The following is an 18078-nucleotide window of genomic DNA, read 5'->3' on the forward strand; positions in this document are numbered from 1 at the left end:
ATGGAAACCGCAGTACACCCCACCCAGCTGGGCTTCGCCCATTTCCTCGCACAGGCCGACGGCCTCGCGCATTTCCTGCTCGTCGTACTGCTCGCGATGTCGGTCATCACCTGGTACCTCATCGCCAGCAAGAGCATTGCCAACTGGCGCATGAAGAAACATGCGCAGGCTTTCCTGGCGCGCTTCTGGGATGCGCCCGGCCTGGCCTCGGTGGCCGAATACCTGCAGAACCATGGCATCAACGACCCGTTCTCGCATCTCACCCATCACGGCCTCAAGGCCGCCGAGCAGTTCCGCAACAAGACCGGCCAGCGTCTGGTCGAGTCGGGCTCGGAAGACGAATTCCTCACCCGCGCGTTGCGGCGGGCGATCAATCAGGACACCGCGCGCCTGGAATACGGCCACACCATGCTGGCGTCGATCGCCTCCTCGGCGCCTTTCGTCGGCCTGTTCGGCACGGTATGGGGCATTTATCACGCGCTGGTCAATATCGGCATGAGCGGGTCGGGCAGCCTCGATCAGGTGGCGGGGCCGGTCGGCGAGGCGCTGATCATGACTGCACTGGGCCTGGCCGTCGCGATCCCCGCCGTGCTTGCCTACAACTTCTTCAACCGCGCCAAGCGCAGCATGCTGTCCGATGTCGACGGCTTCGCACACGACCTGTTCGCTTTCATGTCCACCGGCGTGCGCAACAACACCCGCGTCGACCGCGGCGAAGCGCGCATCTACAGCGCACCCGTGGCAAGGGGCGCGTGATGGCCTTCGGCGGACTCACGAACGACGGCGGCGACGGCGACAATGCGGAAATCAACATGATTCCGCTGATCGACGTGATGCTGGTGCTGCTGGTCATCTTCATCATCACTGCGCCTTTGATGACGCACGCGGTCAAGGTCGACCTGCCGACCGCTTCCAGCCAGCCCGACCCGGCCCGGCCCGAGACGATCAATCTCTCGATCAAGGCAGACGGCTCGGTGTTCTGGAACGCCGAGCCGGTCGACGCCGCTGCCTGGCAGGCACGCATGGAAGCTGCTGCGCAGCAGACGCCACAGCCGGAAATCCACCTCCGCGCCGACGGCGATCTGGCCTACCGCAATGTCGCGCAGATCATGGCCGACGCCGCGAAAGCCGGTCTCACCAAGCTGGGATTCGTGACCGACCCCCACCCCCGATAAGGTTTCACTACCGGACGCAGCTGTCCATTTTCAACCACCGCCAGCCAGCCGCATGCCTTGCATCAAGCCAGCCAGCCAGCCAAACACATCCGACGCAAGGGAGCAAGCAATGAACCGCATCACCCGTACTTTCAGGCAGCAGGGCCCGGCCTGTGTACTCACCCCATCCCGGCTGGCCGTGGCCGTGGCCTTCGCCCTCAATTTCCCCGCCCAGGGAATGGCCGCCCAGGCTGAGCTGCCGCGCATCGACGTCATCTCCGGTGGCGAAGAAGCCATTGCCAAACAACCGGGTTCGGTCTCGATCGTCAATCAGGCGCAACTCGAACGCATCCAGCCGCTCACCACCGAGGACGCCCTGCGCCAGGTGCCCGGGGTGCACATCAAGCGCGAAGAAGAAACGGCTGTCGTCGCCAACATCGGCATCCGCGGCCTGAACGCGGCTGACTACAAGTCGCTGATCCTCGAAGACGGCGTGCCCATTGCCCCCGGCCTGTTCGTCGGCAACGGCCGCTACTACAACCCGCGCATCCAGCGCATGGACGAAATCGAAGTGCTGAAGGGTGCCGCTGCGCTGCGCTACGGCCCCAACACCATCGGCGGCGTCATCAACTACAAGACCAAGGATCCCATCGACGGCTTTTCCGTTTCGGGCCGCGCTGGCACGCACAACTATCGCGAAGCCACCATCGAAGCAGGCGGTTCGACCCCTTCGGGAGAAGCCAGGGCCGGCTTGTTCTACACCCGCGCGTCAAGCGACGGCTTCCAGGACAAAGGCTTCGACATGCAGGATTTCATGGTCAAGGCCGGCATGGCGCTGGGTGACGACCAGTGGCTGGGCGCGAAATTCACTTATTACGAAAACGACGCCAATATTTCCTATCGCGGCCTGTTCCTTGGCGAATACAACGCCGGAGCCGGGTACAACCCCGCGCCGGATGATTATTTCCTGACCGAACGCAAATCGCTCGACATCAACCATATGTGGGAAATCCGCCCCGGCATGAGCCTCAACACCGTGGTCTACTGGAGCGAGATGTACCGCGATTACTGGCGCTTCGCAGTCGACAACGCCGCCTCGACCGCCGCCGGAAGCTGGGTTTACACGAACGTCGTCAACGGCAACAACCGCGCCTTCGACCGCATCGGTCTGGATTCCCGTCTCACTGTCGCCAACCGGCTCTTCGGCGTGACCGGCGAGGCCGAAATCGGTGTGCGCGTGATGCAGGAAGAGATGGTCGATCAGGGTATCGCCGCGACCCGTGCCAACCCGCGTACCGGCACGATCACCTCCGACCGCATCGATACCGCCACCAGCTACGCCCTGTTCGCGCAGAATCGCTTCGATGTGACCGACAGGCTCTCGATTACCCCTGGCCTGCGGATCGAAAGCTACGAGCAGGAGCGTGAAGATCTGAAGAACAGCGCCAACAACGGCGACAGTTCGAACACCGAATACCTGCCCGGGATCGGCGCAACCTACAAGCTGAGCCCCGCCGCCCAGCTTTATGGCAGTGTCTACAAAGCGTTCTCGCCGCCACTCAACTCGCAGTCGATCGTCACCGGTCTCGATCAGCAACTCGACGCCGAACATTCCATCAACGTCGAATTCGGCGTACGCGGCGGCAGTGGCGCGCTACGTTATGAATTCACCGCGTTCCAGATGGATTTCGACAACCAGATCACCCCGGCCATCTCCGGCGGCCTCGCGAACGCGAACGCCGGCAGCACTCTGCATCGCGGTCTGGAAGGCGCGCTGGGCTACCGCTGGGACAATGGCTTCAGCATGGACGGCAACCTGACCTGGATTCCGGTTTCGGAATACCGCGAAGATCGTGGCGGCGGCATCAACGACGGCAACCGCCTGCCCTACTCGCCAGAACTGCTGGCGAACCTGAGCCTCGGCTACGCGTCGGGCCCGGTCAACGCTGCACTATCGTGGAATTACGTCGATGAGCAATTCGGTTCCGGCGAGAACACCACGCCGATCACCGGCAGCGGCAACGCCGTCTGGTCGGGCCTGATTCCGAGCTACTACACCGTAGACCTCACCGGCAGCTACGACGTCAACAAGCAACTCAAACTCTTCGGCGCGATCAAGAACCTGACCGACGAGCGCTACATCGCCAGTCTGCGCCAGGGCATCTATGCCGGTCCCGAACGGGCATTCGAAGTGGGTGCGAAATACACCTTCTGACCTGCGTCACGACTTCCGGGGAAAACGTAATCGTCACCCTTGACAACGTACTGACCTCCGGCGAGTTCGTGGGACGGACCTCTGCTCGAGGCCCGTCCCGCACACTCATCTTTTCAACCGCCAGCCAAGCAGCGTTTTGCTCCGCCAGCCCGTTATTTTCCAGCCAGGAGCAAATCCATGTCACCCCCCCGTCCACACCCGCCTTCGGGTGCCCTCCGCCAGCTGCTGGCACGCATCCAGCCGGCCGCCACGACCCCTGTGGCAGCCTCGCTCGCATTCATGATGCTGGCCCCCGCCGCCGCGCTGGCGCAAACCCCTGGCGCGGCCGAAACCACCCTGGCCACGGTACAGGTGGAGGACACCGCCGACCCCATGGCCGTCAATAACGGCTACCAGGCGACCGAGACCCGCGTCGGTAAAATCAAGCAGAATCCGCACGACGTTCCACAAGCGATCACCACCCTCACCAACCAGTTGATGGAAGAGCAGCAGGTCGGTAGCCTGCGCGAAGCGCTGCGCAACGTGTCCGGCCTTACCTTCAACGCCGCCGAAGGCGGCCGCGCGGGCGACAACATGATGCTGCGCGGCTTCTACACCTTCGGCGACCTGTATCTGGACGGTCTCCGCGATACCGCGCAGTACAACCGCGAAACCTTCAACCTGGAGCAGGTCGACGTGCTGCGCGGTTCCGCTTCGATGCTGTTCGGCCGCGGCCAGGCCGGCGGCGTCATCAATCTGGTCAGCAAGACGCCCAAGCGCGCCGACGCCTACAAGCTGACCGGCAGCGTCGGCACCGACGGGTACACCGAAGCCACGGCCGATCTCAACAAGCGCATCGGCCAGGACGCCGCCGTGCGGGTCAATCTGATGAAGCGCGACGAAGACAGCTGGCGCGAGAACCCGGTCACCGGCGCCCAGCCGGAAGTCGATCGCAGCGGCGTGGCAGTCAGCCTGGCGTTGGGGATGCAGACCGACGACGCGTTCATCCTGTCGCATCAATTCACCCGCAACCGGGACATCCCCGACTACGGCTTCTCGTTCGACAATGCCACGCGCCGTCCGAACACCCATTTTTCGCCGAACACCTTCTGGGGCATCGATGCCAACTTCGACGACAGCGACGTGAACATCAGCACCGCGACGTGGACGCACCGTTTCTCGCCGACGAGCGAACTGCGCACCGTGGTTCGTTACGGCGATTACGAGCGCAGCTACTGGGCACGTACACCCAATGCCACCACGCCGCCGAACGCGATCGGCCTGATCGGCACCAATGCCGGCCCGACGCGCTCGATGGACTACGAGACCGTCACCGTGCAGTCCGACTACAACACCCGCTTCCGCGCCTTCGACATGAAGCACGAACTGGTCACCGGCGTCGAGTATCTGCACGAGGACAGCCATCGCATCGGACTCCGCAATCTTGGCGGCACGACGGTAGGCAATCCGCCGCTGTTCCAGCCCTACGTCGAGAACACCACGGGCGCGGTCAATTTCACCGGCGATTCCTACGCAATCTACGTGCAGGATACGGTCGAGTTCATGCCTTTCTGGAAAGCCACGCTGGGCGCCAGGCGCGACGAGCTGTATGCCGATTATTACAGCCTCACCTCGCCCAGCCTGGAGTATGGCGAGTGGAGCTACCGCGCGGCGCTGTCATGGCAGCCCAACGATAGCGCGCACTACTACCTCGGCTACAGTGATTCGTTCAGCCCCACCGCCGACCTGTATCAGCTGACCGTCACACCACAGCCACCCGAAACCAGCCAGGTGGTCGAGCTGGGCGCAAAATGGATGTTCTTCGACGGCGATCTCGCGTTCCGCACCGCCCTCTACCGTGCCACCAAGCACTGGGAGCGCAACACCGATCTCGAGTCGACGGCCTCGATTCTCACCAGGAAACGACGGACGGACGGACTGGAATTCGAGCTGGCAGGCCGCATCACCTCCAACTGGGAAGTGTTTGCCGGGCTCGCGCTGATGGATGCCGAGATCCTCGACACGGCCGAAAACATCAATGCCACGACAGGGGTCATCACCAAGGGCAACCTCGGCTACATCGGCCAGCGGCCGCGCAATACGCCCGAATACACCTTCAATTTATGGAGCACCTACAAGCTCGGCGGCGGCTGGAAAATTGGCGGCGGCGTCGAGGTCAAGGGCGACCGCTACGGCTACAACCCGAGCGGCGCGGGCGCGATTCCCACCCTGCCGGGCGGCACCGCTTTCCATCCCAACACCGCGCCGTCCTACGACCGCTGGGATGCCATGGTCGCCTACGAACGGAAGGACTGGGGCGTTCGCCTGAACGTCAAGAACGTGTTCGACGAAGTCTATTACGACGCGATCTACGACAACGGCCCGTTCACCGTTCCCGGCACCAACCGCGCCTTCATCCTCACCGGCGAACTGAAATTCTGACCCGCCTTCCCTGCCCGTCGGCAGGGATGTGACGCTGCCCACGCGGCGTCACATCCCTGACAGGAGCCCCTCATGCTATTGCTCATTCCCAATGTACTCGACGCCGCCACCCTCGCCCGCTGCAGCGATCTGCTCGACCAGGCCGACTGGACCGACGGCCGCGTCACCGCCGGTTCGCAGGCCGCCACGGTCAAAAACAACTTGCAACTGCCGGAAGCCAGTCCGTTCGCCCAGCAGTTGCGTGCCAGCGTCCTCGAAGCACTGTCGAAGAATCCTGCCTTTTTCAGCGCCGCTTTGCCCAGGCGCATCTACCCGCTGCTATTCAACCGTTACGGCGGCGAAGCCAATTCCTTCGGCAATCATGTCGACAACGCCATCCGCACCCATCCGGCGAGCGCCCAGCACGTGCGCACCGATCTGTCATTCACGCTGTTTCTCAACGATCCCGCCGACTACGACGGTGGCGAACTCATCATCGAGGACGGCATGGGCGGGCGGGCGGTCAAGCTGCCGGCGGGTCACCTCATCCTCTACCCGTCATACAGCGTGCACCGCGTCGAAGCAGTGACGCGCGGCACGCGGCTGGCGTGCTTTTCCTGGCTGGAAAGCATGGTGCGCGAGCCGCAACAGCGCGAATTGCTGTATGAACTGGACATGAGCATCGTCGCCCTGCGCGGCGAGCAGGGCGAGACCGATACCACAGTGCGGCTTACCAGCTGTTATCACAACCTGATGCGAATGTGGGCGACGGTGTAAGCGGACACGAACAAGCGCGCCTTATGGCGGCCGTCATGACGGAGGCCGCGCGTGCCTAAGGCTGACGCCGGGCGCGACCACGCCGCCACTACTGTTTTTTCCTTGCTTTCAGCGTAGTGCCGCCCTGTATGTTTGTTATTGACAATTATTCTCATTTATATAATATTCCATTTAACCGATGCAACTGCTGGAGAGTTCACCATGTACGTCTGCCTTTGCCACAGCGTCACCGACACCGATATCCGCCGGCTTGTGCGTACCGAAGGCGTATGCTCGATGCGCGAATTGAGCAGGCAACTGGGTGTCGCCACCCAATGCGGCAAGTGCGGCCGCTGCGCCAGGGAAGTGCTGCACGACGCCATGCATGAGACACGCAGCGAAGCAGGCTGCCCCGCGCTCGTGGCCGCCTGACCCCCGCCCATACCCGACTCCCATTACCCAGACGCCGCCGAATCGCCACGGCGGCGCTTGCTTTGCAAGCCCGTATACCTAGAATGCCGGATGAACCTGCATTGCCCCCTGACCGGGCATGCGTCCAGCCATCAGCCCGCTCGCGGGCATTTCCAGCCACCAGGAGAGCGTCATGAAAGGCGATAAGAAAGTCATCCAGTATCTGAACAAGACCCTGACGGTGGAGCTCACTGCCGTCAACCAGTATTTCCTGCATGCGCGCATGTACAAGAACTGGGGGCTGACTGCACTGGGCAAGCATGAATACGAGGAATCGATCGAGGAGATGCGCCATGCCGACAAACTGATCGAGCGCATCCTCTTTCTGGAAGGTCTGCCCAACCTGCAGGACCTCAACAAGCTGATGATCGGCGAGAACGTGCCCGAGTGCCTGGCATGCGACCTCAAGCTCGAGCACACCGGCCGGGCCCTGTATATCGAAGCGATTGCGCATTGCGAAGCGGTCAAGGATTACGTCTCGCGCGAAATCCTGGTCAGCATCCAGGCAGACACTGAAGAGCACATCGATTATCTGGAAACCCAGCTCGACCTCATCCAGCGCATGGGCGAACAGAACTACATGCAAACCGCTGCCGGCCCGATTGAAGGCTGAGCGCAGTCCGCCATACCATCAACGTCCCCCAGCGGGACTTACGACTGCCCGGGCTTCGGCCCGCCGCAGAGGAATCCCCGCGTGGGACATTCATGCCTGCCAGCTTCGATCCGGATTGCCGCACCTGCCCGCGTCTCGCCACCTTTCTTGACGAGGTACGCGCACGCCACCCCGATTACCACGCCCGCCCGGTACCCGCTTTTGGCGACGCCGCGCCCGATCTGCTTATCGTTGGCCTCGCCCCCGGCATGCACGGCGCCAACCGCAGCGGCCGCCCCTTCACCGGCGACTACGCCGGGGTGCTCCTGTACGAGACGCTGCACCGCTTCGGCTACGCCAGTGCGCCGCAATCGCTAGCGGCAAACGACGGCTTGCAGCTCATCGGCTGCCGCATCACCAACGCGGTGAAATGCCTGCCGCCCGCCAACAAGCCGGAGCCCGGCGAGATTCGCGAATGCAACCGCTATCTCGCCACCGAACTGGCCGATCTGCCCGGGCATGCCAGCATCCTGGCGCTGGGCCAGATCGCGCATCAGGCCGTGCTGCGCGCGCAAGGCCTCAAGCTCAAGGACTACCCCTTCGCCCACGCCAGCGACCATCGCCTGCCCGACGGCCGGCGGCTGGTCAGCAGCTACCACTGCTCCCGCTACAATACCCAGACGCGCCGCCTCACCCCCGAAATGTTCGCGGCGGTGTTCGAGAAAATTCAAGCCAAGGACTGACCATGCCCGTCGTCACCATCAAGCTCGCCGGTTCGCTCACCCGCGCACAGAAACAGAAGGTTGCCGAGGAAATCACCGCCACGCTGGAGCGCCACGCCGGCAAACCGGCGTCGTATACCACCATCGCGTTCGAGGAACTGCCGGACGAGAACTGGGCGATCGCCGGCAAGCTTTTGGACGAGGAATGATTTTTTTATCCGCGAAGTACGCGAAGAACCGCGAAGAAAGACTTTGAAGATTTTCTTCGTGTCACTTCGCGTACTTCGCGGATAAAAAGGTTTTGCAAGTGAGTATCACCAAGGACTTTCTCGCCTCGCTGCCCACCCTGCCCGGCGTCTACCGCATGGTCGATGCGGCCGGCATGGTGCTCTACGTCGGCAAGGCGAAGGATCTCCGAAAGCGCGTCTCCAGCTATTTTCAGAAAACCGACCAGAGCCCGCGCATCAAGCTGATGCTGAAAAGTGTCGACCATATCGACACCACGGTGACGCGCACCGAGGCCGAAGCGCTGCTGCTGGAAAACAATCTGATCAAGGGGCTGAAGCCGCGCTTCAACATCCTGTTCCGCGACGACAAATCTTATCCCTACCTGCTGCTGACCGGGCATCGCTTTCCGCGCCTGGCCTATTTCCGCGGCACGCCGAAAAAACACGACCAGACGTTCGGGCCGTATCCAAACGCCTATGCGGTGCGCGAAAGCATCCAGCTGCTGCAGAAGGTTTTCCAGCTGCGTACCTGCGAGGACAGCGTGTTCGCCAACCGTTCGCGCCCCTGTCTGCTGTATCAGATCAAACGCTGCAGCGCACCCTGCGTCGGCCACATCGCGCCCGACCATTACGCACGCGACGTCGCCGAGGCTGCGCAACTCCTGCATGGTGAAGCCACCCGGCTGACCGGACAGATCACCGAACAGATGAACGCCGCCGCCGCCGCGCTCGACTTCGAAACCGCGGCACTGCTGCGCGACCGCCTGCGCATGCTGGCGACGGTGCGCGAAAAGCAGTTCGTCGACAGCACCGGCGGCGAAGCCGACGCCGATGTGATCGCGGCGGCCGAGGCCGGCGGCGTGATCGCGGTCAACCTGACCATGATCCGCGGCGGACGCCATCTCGGCGATCGCAGTTTTTTCCCTCAGCACGGCGAAGGCGCGACGCCAGCCGAAGCACTGGAGGCCTTCGTCGCCCAGCATTACCTCGATCACCCCATTCCGCCGCGTATCCTGGTCAACGAGGCGATCGAGGCCGACGCGCTGGAAGCGCTGCTCTCCGAGCAGTCCGGCAAGAAAATCAGCCTGCAGCACCGTGTCACCGGCGAACGCCGCGTCTGGATCGGCATGGCACAGGCCAACGCGCGGCTGTCGGCGGAACGTCGCAGCGCCGAGCGCGCCAACCAGTCGCAGCGGCTCGCCGCGCTGCGCGACACGCTCGATCTGCCGGCGCTCAACCGCATCGAATGTTTCGACATCTCGCACACCATGGGTGAAGCGACCATCGCGTCTTGCGTCGTCTACGAAGGCGACGACCTGAAAAAATCCGACTACCGGCGCTACAACATCGGCGGCATCACTCCGGGCGACGACTATGCCGCGATGCACGCCGCGCTGATCAAGCGCTTCCACAAAAGCATCGAGGAAAACGGCGTACTGCCCGACCTGCTGTTGATCGACGGCGGCAAGGGACAAGTATCGAGCGCGGTCGAAGCCATGAATGAGCTTGGATTGGGTGAGGTTTTGCTGCTTGGTGTGGCCAAGGGCGAGGCGCGCAAGCCCGGGCTGGAAACGCTGATCTTCGCCAACGGCCGCGAACTGAAACTGGCCAAGGATCATCCCGGTTTCCACCTGATCCAGCAGGTGCGCGACGAAGCGCACCGCTTCGCCATCACCGGCCACCGCGCCAAGCGCGGCAAGGCACGTGTACAGTCGACGCTGGAAGACATTGCGGGGATCGGCCCCAAGCGCCGCAAACAGCTGCTCGAACATTTCGGCGGCCTGCAGGGCGTCCGTGACGCCGGCATCGACGCGCTTGCCTCGGTCAACGGTATCAGCCGAGAATTGGCGGAAACCATTTATCACGCCCTCCACTGATGCCGCTCAACCTCCCCAACCTGCTCACCTGGCTGCGCATCCTCTTCATTCCGCTGATGGCAGGCGTGTTCTACCTGCCCGACGGCTGGGTGACGCCGTTCGAAGCCAATTTGTTCGCAGCGGGGTTTTTTGGCGTGGCGGCGCTGACCGACTGGCTCGACGGCTGGCTAGCCCGCAAACTCGGCCAGACTTCGGCCTTCGGCGCCTTTCTCGATCCGGTAGCCGACAAGCTGATGGTCGCCGCCGCGCTGATCGTGCTGATCGACCTCGACCGGGTGGCGCCGCTGATCGGGCTCATCATCATCGGCCGCGAAATCACCATTTCCGCCCTACGCGAGTGGATGGCCAAGGTCGGCAAATCGGCCAGCGTGGCCGTGTCCTTCGTCGGCAAGCTGAAAACCGCGGCACAGATGATCGCCATCGTGCTGCTGCTGTACTTCACCCCTTTCGCCGGCCTGCCCATCGCCGCCATCGGCACCTTGCTGATCTGGGGCGCCGCGCTGCTCACCCTGGTTTCAATGGCGTATTACCTGGTGATGGCGGCGCGCGCACTGCAAGAATCTTCCTGAGGTGTTGACAGAAAAAAACGAAATCCCCATAATGCGCAGCCTTCAACGCGGGAATAGCTCAGCTGGTAGAGCGCAACCTTGCCAAGGTTGAGGTCGGGAGTTCGAACCTCCTTTCCCGCTCCAGTATTCTGGGGAAAACAGAAGGCTAAGCCCGGATGTTTTCCCCTTTTCGTTTAAGCGGTTTACCGCCTATCTCAGCGGTATTCAACTTGGGCGCGTTAGCAAAGCGGTTATGCACCGGATTGCAAATCCGTGTAGGTCGGTTCGACTCCGGCACGCGCCTCCAGATTCAGGGCCGGCTGTCCGCTTCGCCCGGATGGTGAAATTGGTAGACACAAGGGACTTAAAATCCCTCGCCAGCGATGGCGTACCGGTTCGATTCCGGTTCCGGGCACCACCTTTCCCTTCCAGTCTACTGGCCAGAGTGGTATAATTTCGCCGCTTGATTATTTGTGTAATGGCGTTGGGCAAATGGGCGGTTCGCCCATTTTTTATTTGTGCCCAATGCGAAGCAATGATGGATTTTCGATGATGGATTTGCCCGCCCGCCTGCAGCCTGTACTCGCCGGACTCGGTTATGAGCTGGTAGTGCTGGAACGTGCCGGGCGTGGGCTGATCCGGATTTTCATCGACAAGCCGGGCGGCATCACGATTGACGACTGCGTAACGGTGAGTAATCACCTGACCCACCTGTTTACCGTAGAGAACATCGACTACGACAGGCTGGAAGTCTCTTCACCCGGGCTCGACCGGCCACTGGTCAAACCGCAGGACTATGCGCGTTTTGCCGGCGAGCAGGTGACGCTGAAGCTGCGGGTGCCGATGGACAACCGGCGCCGCCTGAGCGGCCAGCTGGTCGGCCTGGAAGAGAATGCGGTGAAATTGATCGTCGATGGCACGGAAGTGTCGGTTGACTTGAGGAATGTGGACGCGGCCCGCCTGAAACCGATGGTTTAGGCGGGCCGCGCTGGAGGGAATGATGAGCCGTGAAATGTTGATGCTGGCCGACGCGCTGGCGCGCGAAAAGAACGTGGACAAGGAGGTGGTGTTCGAAGCACTCGAGCAGGCACTCGCCTCCGCCACCAAGAAACGCTTCAAGGAAGAGGCCGATGTGCGCGTGTCGATCGACCGCAACACCGGCGAGTACGAATCCTTCCGCCGCTGGCTGGTGGTGACCGAGGCCGAACTGGAGTCCGAGGGCCACCAGATTCTGCTGATCGACGCCCAGGACAAGATTCCCGACATCGAGATCGGCGACTACATCGAGGAGCCGCTGGAAAACGTCGAATTCGGCCGCATTGGCGCGCAAGCGGCCAAACAGGTCATCCTGCAGAAGATCCGCGACGCCGAGCGCGAGCAGATCATCAGCGACTTCCTCGACCGCAAGGAACACCTGGTCAACGGCGTGGTGAAGCGCATCGATCGCGGCAACGCCATTATCGAATCGGGCCGCGTCGAAGGCTTCCTGCATCGCGACCAGATGATCCCGCGCGAAAACCTGCGTGTCGGCGACCGCGTGCGCGCCTACCTGCTGCGCATCGACCGCGGCGCCCGCGGCCCGCAGGTGGTGCTGTCGCGCACCGCGCCCGAATTCATCATGAAGCTGTTCGAGCTGGAAGTGCCGGAAATCGAGGAAGGCCTGCTCGAGATCAAGGCGGCCGCCCGCGACCCCGGCCTGCGCGCCAAGATCGCGGTAGTGTCGCACGACCCGCGCATCGATCCGATCGGCACCTGCATCGGCCTGCGTGGCTCGCGCGTCACCTCGGTGACCAATGAACTGGCAGGCGAACGCGTCGACATCATCCACTGGTCGACCGACCCCGCGCAGTACGTCATCAACGCGCTGGCGCCGGCCGAGGTCAGTTCCATCGTGGTCGACGAGGACAAGCACAGCATGGACGTGGTGGTGGACGAGGAACAGCTTGCGATGGCGATCGGCCGCGGCGGCCAGAACGTGCGCCTGGCGTCCGAACTGACCGGCTGGGAACTCAATATCATGTCGCGCGAAACGGCCGAAGAGAAACAGTCGGCCGAAAGCGGCAAGACGCTTGCCCTGTTCATCGAAAAACTCGATGTGGACGAGGAAGTCGCCCAGATTCTGGTCGACGAAGGCTTCTCCACGCTGGAAGAAGTCGCCTACGTCCCCATGAATGAAATGCTCGAGATCGAGGCATTCGACGAAGACCTGGTCAACGAATTGCGCAACCGCGCCCGCAATGCCCTGCTGACCGCCGCCATCGTTGGCGAGGAACAGGTCGAGGCCTCGGCGGGCGACCTGCTGTCGCTCGAAGGCATGGACGCGGAAACCGCGCGCACGCTCGCCAGCAAGGGTGTCCACACCACCGAGGATCTGGCCGAGCTGGCCGTCGATGAGCTGACCGAAATGGCCGCCATGGATGCCGAACGTGCCAAACAATTGATCATGGCCGCACGCGCGCCCTGGTTCGCCCAAGGCTAAGAGGACTGCATGAACGTTGAACAATTCGCCCAGGAACTGAAACTGCCACCCCAGCTGTTGCTCGAACAGCTGAAAGCGGCAGGCGTCAGCAAAAAAGATGTCGTCGACCCTGTCACCGAAGCGGACAAGGCGCATTTGCTCGACTATCTGCGCAAGATGCACGGTGGTGGAACCGAGGCCGGCAAAACCAAGATCACCATCACGCGCAAGCAGACCGGCGAAATCCGCAAGACTGACAGCACCGGCAAGTCGCGCACCATCCAGGTGGAAGTACGCAAGTCGCGCACCTACGTCAAGCGCGATGCCGCCGCATTGGCGACCGAAGCGCCACCTGCGGCAGAGCCCGTTGCGGAAGCACACCCCACCCCGCCGGCGGCAGAGCAGGCCCAGCCCGTCACCGAGAGCATGATCGAAGCCCCCGTCTCCGAACCTGTCGTCGAACCGGTTGTGGCCCCGGCTGCCGAGCTTGCGCCCGACGTCGCCGAGCCCGCTGCAGTGGTTGAACCCGTAGCGGTTGAAGCCACGCCCGTGCCCGATGCTGCCGATGCCGCCGCTGCCGATGCCGCCGCTGCCGAGCCCGCCGCTACGGAACCCGCCCCGGTGGTGAAGAAAACCACCCGCATCAAAAAAGCCTCGATCCTGAACGAAGCCGAAATCAAGGCACGCGAAGAAGAGACGCGCCGTCACCAGGCGCTGCAGGCGCGTCAGGCAGCGGATGCCCGGGCGCGCATAGAACGCGAAGCCTTGCGCAAACAGGCGGAAGCTGCGCGCGAAGCCGCCAAGCTTGCTGCAGCGGAAAAAACCGCTGCGCCCGCCACGCCGGCCACGCCCACCGAAAAAACCCTGCACAAGCCGGACAAGCCGGCTGCGGCCAAGGGCCCGGACAAGAAGGCCGGAAGCAGCTGGAAGGACGACGCCGCGCGCCGCAGGGGCGGACTCAAGACCCGCGGTGGCGCTGCGCCCGAGGCAGGCTGGCGCGGCCGCAAGGGCAAATCCAGATCCGGTCAGGACGACACCACATTCGTCGCCCCGACTGAGCCGATCGTGCGCGAGGTGCTGGTGCCGGAAACCATCACCGTGGCCGAACTCGCCCACAAGATGTCGGTGAAGGCGGCGGAAGTCATCAAGGCGCTGATGAAGCTGGGCAGCATGGTGACCATCAACCAGGTACTGGATCAGGAAACCGCGATCATCGTAATCGAGGAAATGGGCCACATCGGCAAGCCGGCTGCGCTCGACACGCCAGAAGCTTTCCTCATCGAAACCGGCGAGACCGGCGAAGTGGAAATGGTCGCGCGTCCGCCGGTGGTGACGGTGATGGGTCACGTCGACCACGGCAAGACCTCGCTACTCGACACCATCCGGCGTACCCGGGTGGCCATCGGCGAAGCCGGCGGCATCACCCAGCACATCGGTGCATACCATGTCGAAACCGAAAAAGGCGTCATCACCTTCCTCGACACCCCTGGCCACGAAGCATTTACCGCGATGCGCGCACGCGGTGCCAAAGCAACCGACATCGTGGTGCTGGTGGTGGCGGCCGACGACGGCGTGATGCCGCAAACGATCGAAGCCATCCATCACGCCAAGGCGGCCAATGTGCCGCTGGTGGTGGCAGTGAACAAGATCGACAAACCCGATGCCAACCCCGAGCGCATCCGCCAGGAACTCGTCGCGCAAGGCGTCACGCCCGAGGAATGGGGCGGCGACACCCAGTTCGTCGAAGTGTCGGCCAAGGCCAACACCAACATCGACGGCCTGCTCGATGCCATCCTGCTGCAGGCCGAAGTGCTGGAACTGCAGGCAGCGGCCGACGGCCCCGCCAAAGGCATCGTCATCGAGGCCCGCCTGGACAAGGGCAAGGGCCCGGTGACTACACTGCTGGTGCAATCCGGCACGCTGCGCCGCGGCGACATGGTGCTGGCAGGCCAGGCTTTCGGTCGTGTGCGCGCCATGCTCGACGAATCGGGCAAGGTTGTGAACGAAGCCGGCCCCTCGATCCCGGTCGAAATCCAGGGCCTTTCCGATGTGCCGCAGGCCGGCGAGGACATGATGGTATTGCCGGACGAACGCAAGGCACGTGAAATCGCCCTGTTCCGTCAAGGCAAGTTCCGCGACGTGCAGCTCGCCAAGAAGCAGGCCGCCAAGCTGGAATCGATGTTCGAGCAGATGGGCCAGGGCGAAGTGCAGCATCTGCCCATCATCCTCAAGGCCGACATGCAGGGTTCCTACGAAGGTCTGGCGCATGCGTTGGGCAAACTGTCGACCGATGAGGTCAAGGTCAACATCATCCACAGCGCGGTCGGTGCGATCACCGAGTCCGACGTCAACCTGGCGCTCGCCTCCAAGGCGGTGCTGATCGGCTTCAACGTGCGCGCCGATGCGTCGGCGCGCAAGCTGGCTGAGTCCAGTGGCGTCGACATCCGCTACTACAACATCATCTACGAAGCGGTGGATGAGGTGAAGGCCGCACTGTCGGGCATGCTGGCGCCCGAGAAGCGGGAAAGCGTCATCGGTACCGTGGAAATCCGTCAGGTCTTCCATATTTCCAAGATCGGCACCATTGCCGGCTGCTACGTGCTGGACGGGATAGTCAAGCGCGGCGCCGGCGTACGCGTGCTGCGCAACAACGTAGTGGTGCATCAGGGCGAACTCGATTCGCTCAAGCGCTTCAAGGACGACGTCAAGGAAGTCAAGGCCAACTTCGAATGCGGCTTGAGTCTGAAGAACTTCAACGACATCCAGGAAGGCGACATCCTCGAAGTGTTCGAGGTGGTCGAAGTAGCACGTTCACTGTGAGGACCGAGGATATAGGAGCTAGGATTTAGGGATTGAGCGCGGCTTCGCCGCGCGCTTCTTTATCCCCCAGCCCCTAATCCCTAGCCCCTAAAAATGCCCAAAGACTATCCCCGTGCCCGCCGTGTCGCCGACCAGATCCAGCGCGAACTGCCGGAGCTGATCCGGCAGGAAGTGAAAGACCCGCGCGTCGGCATGCTGACCATCACCGAGGTGGAGGTCAACCGCGACATGGAGTTCGCCAAGGTCTATTTCACCACGCTCGGCGGCCAGACCGAACATGATGCCTGCCTGCATGGCCTGCAGCGCGCCAGCGGTTTTCTGCGTTCGCAGCTGTCGCACCGCATGCAGCTGCGCGTAGTGCCCAAGCTCACGTTCGTGTACGACCGCTCGGTCGAGCGTGGCATCGAGCTCACCCAACTGATCGAAACTGCCGTCGCCGAAGACGCAAAACACCCCAAAGACGCGTGAAGCCAGCCCGCCAGATCGTCGATGGCGTGCTGCTGCTGAACAAGCCGGTCGGCATCACCTCCAACGCCGCGCTGCAGAAAGCCAAATGGCTGCTCAACGCCAGAAAGGCGGGCCACACCGGCACCCTCGATCCCTTTGCCGACGGATTGCTGCCGCTGTGTTTCGGCGAGGCCACCAAGTTCTCGGCCTATCTTCTGGAATCGGACAAGCGCTATCGTGCCGTGATGCAGCTGGGCGTCACCACCACGACCGGCGACCCGGAAGGCGAAGTACTCGACACCCGCGAGGTGATGGTCGACTGTGCCGGCATCAACGCCGTGTTGCCACGCTTCATGGGCGAAACCGAGCAGATCCCGCCCATGCATTCGGCGCTCAAGCACCAGGGGCGCCCGCTCTACGAATATGCCCGTGCCGGGATCGAAATCGAACGCCCGCCGCGCAAGGTCACCATCCGTTCGCTGGCGATGATCGAATGTGCGCCGCCCCGCGTGGTCCTCGACGTGCAATGCAGCGCCGGCACCTACATCCGTACCCTGGCGCAGGACATGGGCGCCGCGCTCGGCTGCGGCGCTCATCTCAGCGCGCTGACGCGAACTGCAGCCGGCGGCTTTACGCTCGACCAGGCGCACACGCTCGCCCAGCTGGAGTCGCTCGACGCCAGCCAGCGGCAGGCCTTGCTGCTGCCGGCAGACTGCCTGGTGGCGCACCTGCCCGCCGTGCAGCTCGATGCCACCGATGCCACGGCCTTGTGCCAGGGCCGCAGCGTCGCGTATGCGGCGGCGCATGCAGGGCTCACGCGCGTGTATGCGGCGGCGCACACCTTTATCGGTCTGGCCGACGCCAGCGCCGGCCAACTGGTGCCGCACCGCCTGGTTGCTACCCAAAACGCTTGAGTTTGGGTCCTTTTCCAGCGTAAAATCCGCGGTTTACCAGAACGTGTCCCGCTCAGCCGCAGGCCACGCGATTTCAGAAGGAGTACACCATGGCTGTTACCGTCGCGCAAAAAGCGCAAATCGTCCAGGATTACCAGCGGGCCGCTGCCGACACCGGCTCGCCCGAAGTGCAGGTTGCCCTGCTGACGGCTCGCATCAACGATCTGACCGGCCACTTCAAGGCCAACATGAAGGATCACCACTCACGTCGGGGTCTGCTGAAGATGGTGAGCCGCCGCCGCAAGCTGCTCGACTACCTGAAGCGCACCAACCTCGAAGGCTACAAGACCCTGATCGATCGCCTCGGTCTGCGCAAGTAATCCTGACAAGGCCACTGTGATGATCCGGCACTTCGCTGCACCGGCACAGTGGATGGGATTGCTGCCTCCTGAATTTCCCACGCCCCGCCCATGCGGGGCGTTTCTGCTTTGAAAGGAA

At 62.9% G+C, this 18078-nt stretch carries 17 protein-coding genes and 3 tRNA genes; all 20 read left to right on the forward strand.

What is annotated here, in order from left to right:
- The 20 genes from B059_RS0107255 (at position 1) to rpsO (ending at position 17960) form a co-directional block, all read left to right on the forward strand.
- Entirely contained in the window at positions 1-756 is a 756-nt protein-coding gene (locus B059_RS0107255; RefSeq protein ID WP_018077580.1) for a MotA/TolQ/ExbB proton channel family protein, read from the forward strand.
- Complete coding sequence (locus tag B059_RS0107260; RefSeq protein WP_018077581.1) at positions 756-1175, forward strand: ExbD/TolR family protein; 420 nt, start codon at positions 756-758, stop codon at positions 1173-1175. The genes B059_RS0107255 and B059_RS0107260 overlap by 1 nt, the downstream gene beginning before the upstream one ends.
- Before the next feature lie 109 nt (positions 1176-1284).
- Entirely contained in the window at positions 1285-3369 is a 2085-nt protein-coding gene (locus B059_RS0107265; protein ID WP_018077582.1) for a TonB-dependent receptor family protein, read from the forward strand.
- Between the two features lie 177 nt (positions 3370-3546).
- On the forward strand, positions 3547-5790 hold the full coding sequence (locus B059_RS0107270; protein ID WP_018077583.1) for a TonB-dependent receptor: 2244 nt from the start codon (positions 3547-3549) through the stop codon (positions 5788-5790).
- A 72-nt stretch (positions 5791-5862) separates the two neighbouring features.
- A complete protein-coding gene (locus B059_RS0107275; protein WP_018077584.1) occupies positions 5863-6546 on the forward strand; it encodes a Fe2+-dependent dioxygenase in 684 nt (227 codons plus the stop codon).
- Positions 6547-6747: 201 nt separating this feature from the next.
- Positions 6748-6957 carry a bacterioferritin-associated ferredoxin gene (locus B059_RS0107280; RefSeq protein ID WP_018077585.1) on the forward strand — a complete coding sequence of 70 codons (210 nt, stop codon included), beginning with the start codon at positions 6748-6750 and terminating at the stop codon, positions 6955-6957.
- 172 nt (positions 6958-7129) lie between these two features.
- Complete coding sequence (gene bfr / locus B059_RS0107285; RefSeq protein ID WP_026177365.1) at positions 7130-7609, forward strand: bacterioferritin; 480 nt, start codon at positions 7130-7132, stop codon at positions 7607-7609.
- 92 nt (positions 7610-7701) lie between these two features.
- Positions 7702-8331 (forward strand): uracil-DNA glycosylase, encoded by a 630-nt coding sequence (locus tag B059_RS0107290; protein WP_018077587.1) that lies wholly within the window; start codon positions 7702-7704, stop codon positions 8329-8331.
- A gap of 2 nt (positions 8332-8333) precedes the next feature.
- Positions 8334-8519, forward strand: coding sequence for a tautomerase family protein (locus B059_RS0107295; protein ID WP_018077588.1), 186 nt, complete (start codon positions 8334-8336; stop codon positions 8517-8519).
- A 98-nt stretch (positions 8520-8617) separates the two neighbouring features.
- Entirely contained in the window at positions 8618-10414 is a 1797-nt protein-coding gene (gene uvrC, locus B059_RS0107300; RefSeq protein ID WP_026177366.1) for an excinuclease ABC subunit UvrC, read from the forward strand.
- Positions 10414-10983, forward strand: a complete 570-nt coding sequence (gene pgsA / locus B059_RS0107305; RefSeq protein WP_018077590.1) for a CDP-diacylglycerol--glycerol-3-phosphate 3-phosphatidyltransferase — start codon at positions 10414-10416, stop codon at positions 10981-10983. The genes uvrC and pgsA overlap by 1 nt, the downstream gene beginning before the upstream one ends.
- A gap of 47 nt (positions 10984-11030) precedes the next feature.
- Positions 11031-11106: transfer RNA gene (locus B059_RS0107310), tRNA-Gly, on the forward strand.
- An 89-nt stretch (positions 11107-11195) separates the two neighbouring features.
- Positions 11196-11269: transfer RNA gene (locus tag B059_RS0107315), tRNA-Cys, on the forward strand.
- Positions 11270-11293: 24 nt separating this feature from the next.
- A tRNA-Leu gene (locus tag B059_RS0107320) sits at positions 11294-11380 on the forward strand.
- Positions 11381-11514: 134 nt separating this feature from the next.
- Positions 11515-11940, forward strand: coding sequence for a ribosome maturation factor RimP (gene rimP, locus B059_RS0107325; RefSeq protein ID WP_026177367.1), 426 nt, complete (start codon positions 11515-11517; stop codon positions 11938-11940).
- Positions 11941-11962: 22 nt separating this feature from the next.
- On the forward strand, positions 11963-13441 hold the full coding sequence (nusA, locus tag B059_RS0107330) for a transcription termination factor NusA (RefSeq protein ID WP_018077592.1): 1479 nt from the start codon (positions 11963-11965) through the stop codon (positions 13439-13441).
- 9 nt (positions 13442-13450) lie between these two features.
- Positions 13451-16240: a translation initiation factor IF-2 gene (gene infB / locus B059_RS0107335; RefSeq protein ID WP_018077593.1), complete on the forward strand. Its 2790-nt coding sequence runs from the start codon at positions 13451-13453 to the stop codon at positions 16238-16240.
- Between the two features lie 93 nt (positions 16241-16333).
- Positions 16334-16708, forward strand: coding sequence for a 30S ribosome-binding factor RbfA (rbfA, locus tag B059_RS0107340; RefSeq protein ID WP_018077594.1), 375 nt, complete (start codon positions 16334-16336; stop codon positions 16706-16708).
- Complete coding sequence (truB, locus tag B059_RS0107345) at positions 16705-17601, forward strand: tRNA pseudouridine(55) synthase TruB (RefSeq protein WP_018077595.1); 897 nt, start codon at positions 16705-16707, stop codon at positions 17599-17601. The genes rbfA and truB overlap by 4 nt, the downstream gene beginning before the upstream one ends.
- An 89-nt stretch (positions 17602-17690) precedes the next feature.
- Positions 17691-17960, forward strand: a complete 270-nt coding sequence (rpsO, locus tag B059_RS0107350; RefSeq protein WP_018077596.1) for a 30S ribosomal protein S15 — start codon at positions 17691-17693, stop codon at positions 17958-17960.
- The last annotated feature ends 118 nt before the right edge of the window (positions 17961-18078 follow it).

It is taken from the genome of Thiobacillus denitrificans DSM 12475, assembly GCF_000376425.1.
In the GTDB taxonomy this organism is placed as follows: domain Bacteria; phylum Pseudomonadota; class Gammaproteobacteria; order Burkholderiales; family Thiobacillaceae; genus Thiobacillus; species Thiobacillus denitrificans.

Excerpts from the sequence above, each read along its gene's own strand:
- rpsO (WP_018077596.1), top strand. The coding sequence starts at position 17,691 with ATGGCTGTTACCGTCGCGCAAAAAGCGCAAATCGTCCAGGATTACCAG.
- B059_RS0107265 (WP_018077582.1), top strand. The coding sequence starts at position 1,285 with ATGAACCGCATCACCCGTACTTTCAGGCAGCAGGGCCCGGCCTGTGTA.
- B059_RS0107270 (WP_018077583.1), top strand. The coding sequence starts at position 3,547 with ATGTCACCCCCCCGTCCACACCCGCCTTCGGGTGCCCTCCGCCAGCTG.
- B059_RS0107275 (WP_018077584.1), top strand. The coding sequence starts at position 5,863 with ATGCTATTGCTCATTCCCAATGTACTCGACGCCGCCACCCTCGCCCGC.
- infB (WP_018077593.1), top strand. The coding sequence starts at position 13,451 with ATGAACGTTGAACAATTCGCCCAGGAACTGAAACTGCCACCCCAGCTG.
- B059_RS0107280 (WP_018077585.1), top strand. The coding sequence starts at position 6,748 with ATGTACGTCTGCCTTTGCCACAGCGTCACCGACACCGATATCCGCCGG.
- B059_RS0107290 (WP_018077587.1), top strand. The coding sequence starts at position 7,702 with ATGCCTGCCAGCTTCGATCCGGATTGCCGCACCTGCCCGCGTCTCGCC.
- B059_RS0107255 (WP_018077580.1), top strand. The coding sequence starts at position 1 with ATGGAAACCGCAGTACACCCCACCCAGCTGGGCTTCGCCCATTTCCTC.
- rbfA (WP_018077594.1), top strand. The coding sequence starts at position 16,334 with ATGCCCAAAGACTATCCCCGTGCCCGCCGTGTCGCCGACCAGATCCAG.
- B059_RS0107295 (WP_018077588.1), top strand. The coding sequence starts at position 8,334 with ATGCCCGTCGTCACCATCAAGCTCGCCGGTTCGCTCACCCGCGCACAG.
- B059_RS0107260 (WP_018077581.1), top strand. The coding sequence starts at position 756 with ATGGCCTTCGGCGGACTCACGAACGACGGCGGCGACGGCGACAATGCG.
- rimP (WP_026177367.1), top strand. The coding sequence starts at position 11,515 with ATGGATTTGCCCGCCCGCCTGCAGCCTGTACTCGCCGGACTCGGTTAT.
- nusA (WP_018077592.1), top strand. The coding sequence starts at position 11,963 with ATGAGCCGTGAAATGTTGATGCTGGCCGACGCGCTGGCGCGCGAAAAG.
- bfr (WP_026177365.1), top strand. The coding sequence starts at position 7,130 with ATGAAAGGCGATAAGAAAGTCATCCAGTATCTGAACAAGACCCTGACG.
- pgsA (WP_018077590.1), top strand. The coding sequence starts at position 10,414 with ATGCCGCTCAACCTCCCCAACCTGCTCACCTGGCTGCGCATCCTCTTC.